Annotated in this window: 12 protein-coding genes and 2 pseudogenes; 8 read left to right on the top strand and 6 right to left on the bottom strand. The window is 73.4% G+C overall.

From position 1 onward, the window contains the following. Together JNW91_RS23975 and JNW91_RS23980 are read left to right on the top strand one after the other, a co-directional pair. Positions 1 to 2191: ATP-binding protein (locus JNW91_RS23975; protein WP_407664379.1), on the top strand; the 2191-nt coding region annotated here is incomplete at its 5' end. Between the two features lie 89 nt (positions 2192 to 2280). Next, positions 2281 to 2973, top strand: coding sequence for a hemerythrin domain-containing protein (locus tag JNW91_RS23980; RefSeq protein WP_203177682.1), 693 nt, complete (start codon positions 2281 to 2283; stop codon positions 2971 to 2973). 59 nt (positions 2974 to 3032) lie between these two features. On the opposite strand, the gene JNW91_RS23985 is transcribed toward JNW91_RS23980, so the two are convergent. After that, a complete protein-coding gene (locus tag JNW91_RS23985; protein ID WP_203177683.1) occupies positions 3033 to 3614 on the bottom strand; it encodes a dienelactone hydrolase family protein in 582 nt (193 codons plus the stop codon). Between the two features lie 131 nt (positions 3615 to 3745). After that, positions 3746 to 5053 (bottom strand): phenylacetate--CoA ligase PaaK, encoded by a 1308-nt coding sequence (paaK, locus tag JNW91_RS23990; RefSeq protein ID WP_203177684.1) that lies wholly within the window; start codon positions 5051 to 5053, stop codon positions 3746 to 3748. Positions 5054 to 5259: 206 nt separating this feature from the next. On the opposite strand from paaK, the gene JNW91_RS23995 reads away from it, so the two are divergent. The 6 genes and pseudogenes from JNW91_RS23995 to JNW91_RS24020 all read left to right on the top strand — a co-directional run bounded on the left by JNW91_RS23995 (position 5260) and on the right by JNW91_RS24020 (position 10276). Further along, positions 5260 to 6018, top strand: coding sequence for a class I SAM-dependent methyltransferase (locus JNW91_RS23995; protein WP_203177685.1), 759 nt, complete (start codon positions 5260 to 5262; stop codon positions 6016 to 6018). Positions 6019 to 6024: 6 nt separating this feature from the next. Further along, on the top strand, positions 6025 to 6501 hold the full coding sequence (locus JNW91_RS24000; RefSeq protein WP_203177686.1) for a fluoride efflux transporter FluC: 477 nt from the start codon (positions 6025 to 6027) through the stop codon (positions 6499 to 6501). After that, on the top strand, positions 6498 to 6860 hold the full coding sequence (crcB, locus tag JNW91_RS24005) for a fluoride efflux transporter CrcB (RefSeq protein ID WP_203177687.1): 363 nt from the start codon (positions 6498 to 6500) through the stop codon (positions 6858 to 6860). The genes JNW91_RS24000 and crcB overlap by 4 nt, the downstream gene beginning before the upstream one ends. A gap of 65 nt (positions 6861 to 6925) precedes the next feature. Further along, complete coding sequence (locus JNW91_RS24010; protein WP_203177688.1) at positions 6926 to 7450, top strand: PadR family transcriptional regulator; 525 nt, start codon at positions 6926 to 6928, stop codon at positions 7448 to 7450. Then, a pseudogene (locus tag JNW91_RS24015) lies at positions 7447 to 8126 on the top strand (ABC transporter ATP-binding protein). Before JNW91_RS24010 ends, JNW91_RS24015 begins: the two are co-directional and overlap by 4 nt. Further along, positions 8123 to 10276 (top strand): FtsX-like permease family protein, encoded by a 2154-nt coding sequence (locus JNW91_RS24020; protein WP_203177689.1) that lies wholly within the window; start codon positions 8123 to 8125, stop codon positions 10274 to 10276. Before JNW91_RS24015 ends, JNW91_RS24020 begins: the two are co-directional and overlap by 4 nt. A 44-nt stretch (positions 10277 to 10320) precedes the next feature. Here the strand turns inward: JNW91_RS24020 and cobA are convergent. From cobA to JNW91_RS24040, 4 genes and pseudogenes are all read right to left on the bottom strand, one after another. Beyond that, positions 10321 to 11997 (bottom strand): annotated as a pseudogene (gene cobA / locus JNW91_RS24025) (uroporphyrinogen-III C-methyltransferase); the annotation flags it as partial. Beyond that, on the bottom strand, positions 11994 to 12590 hold the full coding sequence (locus JNW91_RS24030; protein WP_203177691.1) for a precorrin-8X methylmutase: 597 nt from the start codon (positions 12588 to 12590) through the stop codon (positions 11994 to 11996). The gene JNW91_RS24030 and the pseudogene cobA, both read right to left, overlap by 4 nt. Continuing rightward, positions 12587 to 12793, bottom strand: a complete 207-nt coding sequence (locus JNW91_RS24035) for a DUF362 domain-containing protein (RefSeq protein WP_203177692.1) — start codon at positions 12791 to 12793, stop codon at positions 12587 to 12589. Before JNW91_RS24035 ends, JNW91_RS24030 begins: the two co-directional genes overlap by 4 nt. Next, positions 12781 to 13292: precorrin-3B C(17)-methyltransferase (locus JNW91_RS24040; protein ID WP_203177693.1), on the bottom strand; the 512-nt coding region annotated here is incomplete at its 5' end. The genes JNW91_RS24040 and JNW91_RS24035, both read right to left, overlap by 13 nt.

Consider the following 13292-nt stretch of genomic DNA (forward strand, 5'->3'; position numbering starts at 1 on the left):
GCTGCTCGGCGGAGGCGATGGCGAGCCGGGCGGCGACGTCACCGCCGGCCGGTTCCGGCTGCACCGCGCCGTCGCCGCCTGGTTGAGCGCCGCCGCGGCCCGCAGTCCGGTCGCCGTCGTCCTCGACGACCTGCACGCCGCGGACGCCGAGACGCTGCTCCTGTTGAACAGTGTCACCGAGATGACCGCTGGCACGGTTCTGTTCGTCGCGGCGTTGCGGCCCGCCGACAACCCCGAGCGGCTCGCCGACACGATGGCCGTCCTGGCCCGCCGGTCACCCCACCGGATCCAGCTGGGCGGTCTGACGACGTCCGAGGTCGAACGGCTGCTCGGTGCCCTGGCCCGGACCACCGTCGACCCGGACACGGTCGCCGCGCTGGCCGAGCGGACCGGCGGCAACCCGTTCTATGTCCGGGAGTCGGCCCGGCTGCTCGCCTCCGAGGGCACGCTCGTCGCCACCTCCGACGTCCCGGAGGGGGTACGCGACGTGCTGCGCCGCCGTCTGTCCCGCCTGCCGTCGGCGGCGGTCTCGGTGCTGCGTCTCACCGCGGCCGTCGGGCGGGAGGCCGACGTGCGCACACTTGTCGACGCCGCCGGCACCGACGAGGGCACCGTCCTGCAGGCGCTGGAAGCCGGGCTGACCGCCGGGCTGCTCACCGAACCGGCGCCGGGGCGGGTGCGGTTCGTGCACGGCCTGGTCTGCGACACCATCTACACCGACCTGCCACAGCTGCGCCGCACCCGTCTGCACGCGCGGATCGCCGCCGCCACCCGCCGGCTGACGCCCGACGACTACCCGGCCCTGGCCCACCACTACGCGCGTGCCGCGTCGGCCGACACCGCGCCACTCGCCGTCGACTACGCCGTCCGGGCCGCCGAACTGGCCGAGCGGCGGTACGCGTACGACGCCGCGATCGAGTTGCTCAGCAACGCCGTCGACGCCGCCGAGACGGTCGCCGGGGACCGCGACGCGCTGCGGGTCGATCTGCTCGGTCGGCTGTTGCGCGCCCAGGCTCGGGCCGGTGCGGTGGCCGCAGCCCAGCGGACCCGCGCCCGGACGATCGACGTCGCCGTCGCGTCGGGTCGGGACGACCTGCTGGTCGCGACGTTCACCGCGTGGTCCGTCCCCACGCCGTGGCTGACGCACGAGTACGGCGTCGTGGACGACCGGGTCGTCGAGCTGCTCACCCGGCTGCTGCGGGCCGACGACCTGGACCCGGTCGACCGCTGCCGGCTGCTCGACGCGCTGGCCACCGAACTGGACGGCGAATCCGATCCGCGAGGTGTGGCGGCCGGACGGGAGGCACTGGCGATCTCGCGCCGGCTGGGCGACCCCGAGCTGCGCGCCCTCGGGCTGGCCGCGCGGGTCCGCACCATGAGCTACGAGCGGGAGGCGCCGCACCGTCGGGAGTTGGCGCTGGAGCTGCGCGACCTCGCCGACGAGCACGGGCTGGTGATCTACCGCTCGGTCGCCGAGCAGGTGCTCGGCCACTGCGCCGCCGCGCTCAACGAGCCGGACGAGCTGCGCGGCGGCGTCGCCCGGCAGGGGCGGCTGGCCGAGACGTACCAGCTGAAGGAGGCGCAGGTGATCCACCTGTGCGCACTGGGCGCTCTCGCGCACGTCGCCGGCGACTTCGTCGCCGCGCGACGGCACTACGACGAGGTCGCCGTGCAGATGCGACGACAGGGTTCGCTGCACGCCGAGGCCTTCCACTACTTCTCCGTCGCGACCCTGCTGATGAGCCAGCGGCGCTTCGGCGAGCACCTGGAGCCGACCCGGCGGGTACGCGGGTTGTTGGGGCCGATCGTGGACGACCTGCTGGCGCTGGCCCTGATCGAGAGCGGACGGGTGGACGAGGCGCGGGCCATGCCGATCGGGCGGCACACCTACCGCCCCGACTACTTCGAGTCGGCGCTGCTCACCGTGCGGGCGATGGTCATCGTGGCACTGGGTCGACGGGACCTGGCCCAGCCCGTGATCGACGCGCTGCTCCCGGTCCGTGACCAACTGGCCGGTTTCTCCACCACCGCGGCCGTGGTGCGGCCGGTCGCGCTGACGCTCGGGGAGCTTTTCCGGCTCCTGGGCCGCACCGAGGAGGCGACGCGGCACTTCACGCTGGCGGCCGGAGTGGCCCGCCGGTGGGAGTCGCCGCACTGGCTGGCCGAGGCCACCGCGGCGTTGGCCGGCTGACTCCCTGTTGGTGGACTCCAAGCCGGTTCCAAGCGCGGCGGAGCATGATCAACGTATCTGTGCCGTTTGATGTCCTTCGAAAGGTCCACGTGAACAAGAACCACGTCGAAGCCATGGCCGACGTCCGCGACATGTACATGGCGCACACGGTGTTCCGTCGCGAGTTCAGTCTCCTCCCGCAGCTCGTCCGTGACGTCGCACCGGGCGACGCCAAGCGCGCGGAGATCGTCGGCGCCCACGCCGACATGCTCTGCGACACCCTGCACCTGCACCACGAGGGTGAGGACCTGCTGCTGTGGCCTCGACTGATCGAGCGTGGCGGCGAGGAGGCCGCGGCCATCGTCCCCACCATGGAGGTGCAGCACCACGCCATCGAGGAGGCCCACGCGGCGGTGGTCGCCCTGCTCCCCGACTGGCGTCGTACCGGGCGCGGTGGTGACCAACTGGCGGACGCCCTTGAACACCTCCGTGCCGCGTTGATCGAGCACATGGCGATGGAGGAGGCCGAGATCCTGCCCCTGGCCGAGCGCTACGTCACCGCCGCCGAGTGGAACGAACTCGGCGAGCACGGGATGGGCAAGACCCCGAAGAAGCAGCTGCCGCTCGCCTTCGGCCTGGTCATGTACGAGGGCGACCCTGAGGTGATCAAGGCGGTGCTCGCGCACGCCCCACTGCCGGCCCGTCTGCTCATGCCGATCATCGGGCCTCGGCTCTTCGCCGCGCACGCCAAGCGGGTGCACGGCACCGCCACGCCCCCGCGCATCGGCGCCGGCGCCCGCTGAGGCCGGCGACCGGGACGGTCTGACGCCGACTCGGCGGGCTCGGTGTCACGCCCTGGCGGTCAACGGTCGCCCTGGTCGGCGGCGCTGAGGAAGGCCAGCACCCGCTGCCAGGTCGCCGCGTCGGCGTCCGGGGTGTACTCGGCCAGGTCCGGGTCGGTGAACAGGTGCCCCGCGCCGGGGTAGCGGAACACCGTCAGGTCGGCCCCCGCGTCGGTCATGGCCCGCTGCCACTCGTCGACCTCGTCGGGTGTGTCGTACGGGTCCGGGTCGGCGAGGTGCAGGTGCACCGGCAACCCGGGACGGACCGCGTCCGGTGCGCCTCCGGTGCCGTGCAGCAACAGCAGACCGGCGGCGTCGGGGCGCTCGGCGAGCAGCGCCCCGGCGACGCCGGCGCCCATCGAGAAGCCGGCGAGCACGGTCTGTGGTGGCAACTCGTCCAGCGCCGCGCGGGCCCGGTCGAGCACCACCTCGTGGCCGACCTTGTCGAGCAGCGCGAAGCCCTCCTCGACGGTGTCGGTGGCCGGGACGCCGTACAGGTCCGGGGTGGTGACCCGGTGCCCGGCGGCGCGCAGCCGGTCGGCGGCGGCACGGACGGCGGGCCGCAGCCCGTACACGGAGTGGAAGAGCACGACCTGTCGCATCAGGTCATCCTGCCGCACCAGGGCGGCCGGCCGGTGCGGCCACGCTGGGGGCGGATCGGACCAGTCTCGCCAGACCCCCAACGCGCATGGGCGCGATCCTGTGTCGACGGCGACGAGACCGGGGGCCTCGTTCAGCTGACTCGGCGCTGGTCGACGATGCGGCGCATCTTGCCCATCGAACGCTCCACCGTGTCCGGGGCGAGCACGTCCACCGCGACGCTCACCCCGATGGTGTTCTTCACCAGCTCGACCAGGGTCGCGCCGGCCCGCTCAGCGGCGTCCACGGCGACCCCGACGCGTCGCTCCACCCGTACGGTCAGGGTGTCCAGTCGGCCCTGCCGGTCGAGGACGCACTGGAAGTGCGGCGACAGCTGCGGGGTCCGCAGGATCAGCTCCTCGATCTGGGTGGGGAAGACGTTCACCCCGCGGACGATCATCATGTCGTCGGTCCGGCCGGTGATCTTCTCGATCCGGCGCATCGGACGTGCGGTGCCGGGCAGCAGCCGGGTCAGGTCACGGGTGCGGTACCGCACGACGGGCATCGCCTCCTTGGTCAGCGAGGTGAGCACCAGCTCGCCCTGCTCACCGTCGGGCAGCACCGCCCCGGTGACCGGGTCGATGATCTCCGGGTAGAAGTGGTCCTCCCAGAGGTGCAGCCCGTCCTTGGTCTCCACGCACTCGGTGGCCACGCCCGGGCCCATCACCTCGGAGAGCCCGTAGATGTCGACCGCGTGGATGTCCAGCCGCTGTTCCACCTCCCGGCGCATGTCCTCGGTCCACGGCTCCGCGCCGAAGATGCCCACCCGCAGCGAGGTGGCGCGCGGGTCGAGGCCCTGGCGCTGCATTTCGTCGACGATGGCGAGCATGTAGCTGGGCGTGACCATGATGACCTCGGGTTCGAAGTCGCGGATCAGCATCACCTGGCGTTCGGTCATGCCCCCGGAGACCGGGATGACCGTGCAGCCCAGCTCCTCCGCGCCGTAGTGCGCGCCCAGACCACCGGTGAAGAGCCCGTAGCCGTACGCGACGTGCACCCGGTCACCGGGGCGGCCGCCGGAGGCGCGGATGGACCGGGCCATCAGCCGGGCCCAGGTCCGCAGGTCGTCGCGGGTGTAACCGACCACCGTGGGTCGGCCGGTGGTGCCGGAGGAGGCGTGCAGTCGGGCGACCTGCTCCCGGGGTACGGCGAACATGCCGAACGGATAGTTGTCGCGCAGCTCCGCCTTGCCGGTGAACGGGAAGCGGGCCAGGTCGTCGAGGTCGTGGCAGTCGTCTGGGTGCACTCCGGCGGCGTCGAACGCGCGACGGTAGTGCGGCACGTGGTCGTACGCGTGCCGCAGCGACCAGCGCAGCCGCTCCCGTTGCAGGGCGCGCAGCTCGTCGACGCCGGCGCGCTCGATCGGCTCCAGCTCTTCCGGACGAGGGGTGCGGTCCTGCATCGCCTGGCTCCTTGTCGCGACGGTCCCGGTGGGGCTGCGGGTACCGTACGCCGGCCGTCGCGCTGAGCCGTCGGCGTGGTGGCGCCGGTCGGGCGGGAGGCCCGACCCGGCGCCGCCCTGATCATCGCTCCGCCATCGTCGCGCAATTGCAAAAGATGTGCAACAAGGTCTGGACCCGGCCCGTTCCAGTAACTAGCCTGACGGTCATGAGTCCTTACATCATGGATCCGTCGGCGTGGCAGGAGAGCTGGGACCGCCAGCAGGAGGCGTACCTGCCGGACCGGGAACACCGCTTCACCGCCATGCTCGACGCCGTCGACGCGGTCCTCGACGGCCGTCCGCCGCGCCTGCTCGACCTGGCCGGTGGCACCGGCACCATCTCGCTGCGGACACTGGCACGCTTCCCCGGCGCCGAGGTGACGCTGCTGGACCTCGACCCGGCACTGCTCGCCATCGCCGGCGCCTCGTTGGCCGACCGGGCCACGATCGTCACCGCCGACCTGGGCGCTCCCGACTGGCGCTCCGCGCTCCCCCACGACGGCTACGACGCGGTCCTCACCGCCACCGCCCTGCACTGGCTGCCGGCCGAACGGCTCAGCCAGCTCTACGCCGAGCTGCGCGAGGTGCTGCGACCGGGCGGGATCGTCGTGAACGCCGACCACATGCCCGACGACACCCTGCCGGGGCTGACCAAGCGACTCATGGACCGGGCACGCGACCGACGCGACGCCCGGTACGCCGCCGGCTCCGTGCTGTCCTGGTCGGACTGGTGGGAGCGGGCCGGCGACGACCCGGTGCTCGCCCCGCTGGTCGCCCAGCGACACGTGATCTACCCGACCGGCCACAGCCCCGAGTGGAACCGACCGGCGTCCTGGCACCTCGCCGCGCTCACCGCGGCGGGGTTCACCGAGGTGGGTACGGTGTGGCGCGGCGGCCCGGACGCCGCCGTCGCCGCAGTACGCTGAGGACCCGTGTCAGAGCCGCCGGACCCGCGTACCGACCCCGACGTCGACCTTCGCGTCCCCGCCGACCGGGGTGAGCTGACCGTCCGTCCCGTGACGGTTCTCGCCACGATCGCGGCCGGCGGGGTGCTCGGCGCGCTGGCCCGGGCCGGCCTGCAACACGTCGTCCCGCACGCGCCGACCGGTTTCCCGTGGGCGACGTTCGGCATCAACCTATCCGGTTGCCTGCTGATCGGCGTGTTGATGGCGGCGCTCGGGCACCTCGGCGGTGGGCACCCGCTGGCCCGCCCGTTCCTCGGGGTAGGGGTGCTCGGCGGTTTCACCACCTTCTCCACCTACGCGGTGGACGTCCAGCAGGCGCTCGTCGCGGGCGCTCGGGGCACCGCGTTGGCGTACCTGGCCGCGACGGTGCTCGGGGCGCTCGTCGCGGTCGGGTTGGGTGACGCCGCCACCACCGGACTGGTGCGACGGTGGGCAGCGCGATGACCGTACTGCTCATCGCCCTGGGCGCGGCCGTCGGCGCGCCCCTGCGCTACCTGACCGACCGGGCCGTGCAGTCCCGGCACGGCTCGGCGTTCCCGTGGGGCACGTTCACCGTCAACGTGGTCGGGTCGCTGCTGCTCGGCGCCCTCGTCGGGTGGCCGGCCGGTCCGACGGTCGGCGCGCTGCTCGGCACCGGGTTCTGCGGCGCGCTGACCACCTACTCCACGTTCAGCTACGAGACCCTGCGGCTGGCCAGGAGCGGTCGCCGGTTTCTCGCACTGGCCAACGTGCTGGGCAGCGTCGCGGCCGGGCTCACGGCGGCCACGGTCGGCTACGCACTGGCCGGTGTCGTGACGGGCTGATCGCGCGCACCGAGAACACACCGGGGGTATATACGCGAGGTATACCCTCGGTGTAGTCTCGTCCCATGAGCGTTCCACTGACCCTTCTCGGCCTCCTCGAACGGGAGCCCAGCCACGGCTACGACCTGAAGCGCGACTACGACGCCTTCTTCGGACGGGGCAAGCCGCTGCCGTTCGGCCAGGTCTACTCCACCCTCAGCCGCCTGGCCCGCGACGGCAAAGTGGTGATCAGCGACGTCGCACCCGGCTCGGGCCCCGACCGCAAGCGCTACATCATCACCGACGTCGGCGCCACGGAGGTCGAGCAGTGGCTGACCCAGCCGGTCGAGCCGGAGCCGCACCTGCAGACGGTGCTCTTCGCGAAGGTCGTACTCGCGCTGATGCTGGACCGTCCGGCCGGCGAATACCTCGACACGCAGCGCAGCGCGCACCTGCGGCGGATGCGCGAGCTCACCGAGGTCAAGCGCGCGGGCAGCCTGGTCGACGCGCTGCTCGCCGACCACGGCCTGTACCACCTGGAGGCGGACCTCCGGTGGATCGAGATGACCGGCGCCCGACTGGACGCCCTGAGGAAGGAGGTGCGGCCATGAGCGTCGTGATCGAGGCACGCGACGTGGAGTTCGCCTTCGGCCAGACCCCCGCGTTGCGCGGCGCGAGCGTCGCCGTGGACGCGGGCGAGATCTCGCCGTCATGGGCCCCAGCGGCTCGGGTAAGTCCACCCTGCTGCACTGCCTGGCCGGCATCCTCGTCCCCGACTCCGGCGAGATCCTCTTCGACGGCGCCCGGGTCGACGCCATGGCCGAGACCGAGCGCAGCAGCCTACGCCGGGACCGCTTCGGCTTCGTGTTCCAGTTCGGCCAACTCGTCCCCGAGCTCACCGCGGTGGAGAACGTCGCCCTGCCGCTGCTGCTCAGCGGAGTACGCCGGACGCGGGCGCTGTCGAAGGCGGGCGCCTGGTTCGAGCGCCTCGGCCTGGACGGCCTGGAGCAGCGGCGCTCGGGTGAGCTGTCCGGCGGGCAGGCGCAACGCGTCGCCCTGGCCCGCGGGCTGGTCGCCGAGCCGCAGGTGCTCTTCGCCGACGAGCCGACCGGAGCACTCGACTCACTCACCGGCGAACAGGTCATGGACCTGCTGGTCAGCGCCGCCCGCGAGCAGGGCACCACGGTCATCCTGGTGACCCACGAGCCCAGGATCGCCGCGTACGCCGACCGCGAGGTCATGGTCCGCGACGGGCGCGTGAACGCGCCGGACCGGATCGCCTCATGATCCGCTTCGGGCTCCGCCTCGCCGTGGCCGGCGGCCGCGAGGCGCTCACCCGCCTGATCGTCATCGCCGCCGCCGTCGCGATCGGCAGTGGGCTGCTGCTGACCACCCTCGCCGGAGTCAACGCGGTAAACGCCCAGCTCACCCGATACGCGTCGATGTATCCCCAGGCCTCGGCCGGCAACGCCGACCCGCTGTGGTGGTCCACCCGGTTCGACTACTTCCACGGCAAGCAGATCATCCGGATCGACGTCGCCGCGACCGGTCCGGACGCGCCGACCCCGATCGGTATCCCGCGCACGCCGGGGGCCGGCGAGTACTACGCCTCGCCCGCGTTGCGGGACCTGCTGGCCGCCCACCCGGCCGACCAACTGGGCGACCGCTACCCGGGGCGTGACCTCGGCACCGTTGGTCCCGCCGCGCTGACCTCGCCGGACACCCTGCTCGTCATCGCGGGCGGCGCCCCCGACCAGGTCGCGAAGCTGCCAGCTGCGAAGCAGGTCGCCAGCGTCGGCGACACCCCCGCCCTCCCCGAGACCACGGTGAACCTCATCCTGGGCGTCATCGCCGGCGGGCTACTGTTTCCGGTGCTGATCTTCATCGGCACTGCCACCCGGCTCAGCGCGGCCCGCCGCGAGCAACGCTTCGCCGCAATGCGCCTGGCCGGCGCGACACCCCGGCAGATCTCGACGGTCGCCGCCGTGGAGGCGACCGCCGCCGCCGTCGCCGGCACCGCCGTCGGCTTCGGCCTGTTCTACGCCTTCCGCGACCCGCTCGCGGACATTCCGTTCACCGGCATGCCGTTCTTCCCCAGCGACATGTCCCTGGGCCTCCTGGACGTCCTTCTGGTGGCGCTCGGCGTACCGGCCGGGGCGGCGGTGGCCGCCCAGGTCTCGCTACACCGCGTACGGATCTCGCCGCTGGGCGTCACCCGGCGGGTCACCCCTCGCGCCCCGCGCCCGTACCGGCTGATCCCGGCCCTGCTCGGCGTCGCCGTGCTGGTGTTCGCCATCGGCTTCAAGCCGGAAACGTCCGACGGCCAGGCCGCCGTGTTCCTGCCCGGACTACTGCTCATCATGGCCGGCCTCGTGCTCGCCGGCCCCTGGCTGACGATGGTCGGCGCCCGCGTCCTGGCCCGGTACGCCAACCGCCCCGCCACGCTCATCGCCGCGCGCCGCCTCGCCGACAACCCGAAGGCCGGCTTCCGGGCGATCAGCGGCATCATGCTCGCGCTCTTCGTCACGAGCGTCGCCGTCGGCGTGATCACCACGATCATTGCCAACCGCGGTCCGGCGCCGGTCGGCTCGACCGAGGCGGGGCAGGTGTCTCTCTACCTTCCCGAGGATGCGCCGGCAGCGCCGGACACGCTCTTCACCGGGCTTCGCTCCATCAGCGGCGTGCGGTCCGCGACCGCGGTGCGCGAGAACCCGGACAGGATGAACGCCAGCGAGCCCGGCCTGATCGCGTGCACCGAGATCCCGCGCGCGTACGGCCGGTGCGCCGAGGGCGCCGCCGTCGCCGAGGTCGCGACGGGTCTCATCCCCTTCCGGGAGTCGGCGTCGTCCGCCAGGGTCTGGCCTGCCGCGTCGGTCCCACTCGGTGATCTTCAACAGCTCCCGGTGATGTCGATCGTCGTCGACACGGACGGCTCGGCAGCCGCCATCGAACGCTCACGTACCGTCCTCGAGGCCGCCTTCCCGACCTTCTGGGTCGGGCCGAACGTGCCCGGCGACTTCGAGTCGGACTTCGCCGACACGCTGCGCGGCTGGGAACAACTGGCCAACGTCGTCATCATCGCCAGCCTCGCGCTCGGCGGGTGCAGCCTCGCGGTCAGCGTGATCGGCGGTCTCACCGAACGCCGCCGCCCGTTCAGCCTGCTGCGCCTCAGCGGCGCTCCGGTACGGGTCCTGCGTCGGGTGGTGGCGCTGGAGAGCGCGGTGCCGATGCTCGCCGTCGCCGCCGTCGCCATCGGGATGGGCCTGCTCGCCGCGCATCTGTTCCTGCGGGCGCAGATGCACTACACGCTGGTCGCGCCGGAGCCACGCTTCTACGTGATCGTCGTCGTCGGGTTGGCCACCTGCCTCGGCGTCATCGCCTCCACGATGCCGCTGCTCGAACGCATCACCGGGCCGGAGACCGCCCGCAGCGAGTAGTCGTCAGGCCGTCGGCCCGGTGGTCGTGAGCGCGACCACCGGGCGAGGACGAAGACGGTGGGCGGCCCGATGCCCTCCCGGGCGGCGAGCGCGCCGATCTCGTCCAGCCGGGCCGGCACGGTCCGCTGGTCGGGCTGCCCGGCGTCCTGCACGGCCAGCACCGGAGTCTCCGGCGCGCGGCCGTGCTCGATCAGCACTGACGCGATCTTGGCGATGGTGTCGACGGCCATCAGCAGCACGACGGTGCCCCGTGCGCGGGCCAGCGCCGCCCAGTCGACCAGCGAGTCGGGGTGCCCGGGCGGCAGATGCCCGGACACGACGGTGACGTCGTGCGCCACGCCCCGGTGGGTGACCGGCACACCGGCGAGGGCCGGCGCGGCGATCGCGCTGCTCACCCCGGGGACCACCGTCACCGGCACACCGGCCGCCCGGCACGCCAGGACCTCCTCGTGCCCGCGTCCGAAGACGTACGGGTCGCCGCCCTTGAGCCGGACCACGCGGCGACCGGCGCGGGCGTGTGCCACCAGGGCCGCGTTGATCGCGTCCTGGGACATCGACGGGCCACGGGGCACCTTCGCGGCGTCGATGACCAGCACGTCGGGGCGCAGCCCGGCGAGCAGGCCCTGCGGGGCGAGGCGGTCGACCACCACCACGTCCGCCGCGTCGAGCAACGCCTTCGCGCGTACCGTGATCAGGTCGTCCGGTCCCGGCCCGCCGCCGACCACCGCGACCGAGCCGTGCCCGTGGTCGTGCTGGTGGTCGTGTCCGTGGTGGTGGTGGCCGACCGGGTCGTCGGGGTGGTCGTGCGGACGTTGCGGGCGGCCGACCTTGTCGGCGAAGCCGGGCATCAGCACCCGGTACGCGCAGGTGTCGCAGTTCATCCGGATGTCCCCGCCCAGCGCCTCGGCGTAGCGTTCCCGCACCAGGTCGGCGAGGGCGTCGCAGTCGCCGATCACCTCGGCGACGCGCACGTCCAGGTCGGGGTGGGCGGCGGCGAACTGCGCCGACTGGGCGGCGATGCGGTCGGGCAGCACCCCGGCGAACAGGAAGTACGGCGCCACCACGATCCGCCGCGCGCCGAGGCGGCGCAGCCGGTCCAGCACCGCCGGCACCGACGGCTCCGCCAGGGAGATGAACCCCGGCTCGACGCCCGCGTAGCCGCGCCCCTCCCAGAGCAGTCGGGCCACCTTGGCGACCTCGGCGTTGGCGTCCGGGTCGGTGGACCCCCGCCCGATCAACGCGACCCACGTGCCGGCCCGGTCGGCACCAGCCAGCGCCGTGCCGGCCCGGTCGGCACCAGCCTGCGCCGTGCCGGCCCGGTCGGCACCAGCCAGCTCCGTGCCGGCCCGGTCGGCGTTGGCCAGCGCCGCGTCGATGCGCTGTTCGAGGACGGCGTGCAGCAGCGGGTGCGGCCCGAGCGGACGCCCGTAGCGGTAGGTCAGCCCGGGATGGCGCTGCTGCTCGCGTGCCATGGCGGCGGGGATGTCGCCCTTGCCGTGCCCGGCGGCGGTGAGCACCAGCGGCAACGCCACCAGCGCCCGGTGACCCCGGGCGACCAGAGCGCCGACCGCGTCGGTCAGCGGCGGGCGGGACAGCTCGATGAAGCCGCCCTCGACGTCGGCGACGTCACCGCGACGGCGGACCCGCTCGACGAGCGCGGCGAACTGGTCGACCCCGGCCGCGCTGCGCGTACCGTGCCCGACGATGACCAACCCGGTCATGACTTCTCCTCGACGTAGAGCAGGGCGTTGAGGGCGGCGGCGGCGACCGCCGAGCCGCCCTTCTCCCCCACGTTGGACACGGCGGGCAGGCCGCTGGCCCGCAGCGCCGCCTTGGACTCGGCGGCGCCCACGAAGCCGACCGGCAGGCCGACGACGAGCGCCGGGGCGGCGTCCAGGGTGAGCAGTTCGACCAGCGCGGTGGGCGCGCAGCCGACCACCCAGACCGCGCCGGGGCCGACCCGGTCCAGCGCGATCCGCACGGCCGCGGCCGAGCGGGTGATACCGGCCGAGCGGCCCAACTCGGCGGCGGCCGGCTCGGCGACCGGGCAGACCAGCTCCAGGCCGGAGCGGGTGATGCCGGCGGCGACCATCGCCACGTCCGTCACCACGGGCACGCCCGCGCGCAACGCGGCCAACCCGGACTCCAGGGCGGCCTCGTCACAAACGAGGTCGTCGACGTACGCCAGGTCGGCGCTGGCGTGCACCACCCGTTCGGTCACGGTGCGACTCAGCGGCGGCAGGTGTGACAGGTCGACCCGCTCGCGCAGGATGCGGTACGACTCCACCTCGATCGGGTGCACCAGCCGGCTCATCGGGCTCCTCCACGGTCCATCGCGGCAGCGGGGTCGGCCACGCGGATCGCGTCGACCGGGCAGATCTCCAGGCACTCCAGGCAGCCGGTGCACCGGTCGGCGCGGACCGCCAGGCCGCCGGCGACTGGCCGGATCGCGTGGGTGGGGCAGGTGAGCAGGCAGGCGCCGCAGCCCTGGCAGGCGCCGATGGTCACGAACGCCACCGGTACCCCCGGGGTGTGACCATCCGGCCGGCGACCATTCGGGTGTCGCTGCTGCCGACCACCACGACGCTGTACATGTCGACCACACCCGGGTCGATGCTGGCCAGCGTGGCCAGGTGCACCCGTTCGCCGGGACGGCTGGCGTTGCGCACCACACCGACCGGGGTGTCCGGCGGCCGGCGCGCGGCGAGGATGCCGAGCGCCTTGCCGAGCTGCCAGTCACGTGCCCGGCTGCGCGGGTTGTAGAACACCGTCACGAAGTCACCCTCGGCAGCCGCCGTCACCCGCCGCTCGATGACCGCCCACGGGGTGTGCAGGTCCGACAGGCTCACGTAGGCGTGGTCGTGGCCGAGGGGGGCGCCGAGCAGCGCGCCGGCGGCGAGGGCGGCCGTCACCCCGGGCACGCCGACCACGTCGATCCGCTCGTCGGCGTACTCCAGGGCGGGGCTGGCCATCGCGTACACCCCGGCGTCGCCGGACCCGACCAGCGCGACCGCCC

The organism is Micromonospora parastrephiae, from assembly GCF_016802865.1.
GTDB classification, from domain to species: domain Bacteria; phylum Actinomycetota; class Actinomycetes; order Mycobacteriales; family Micromonosporaceae; genus Micromonospora; species Micromonospora parastrephiae.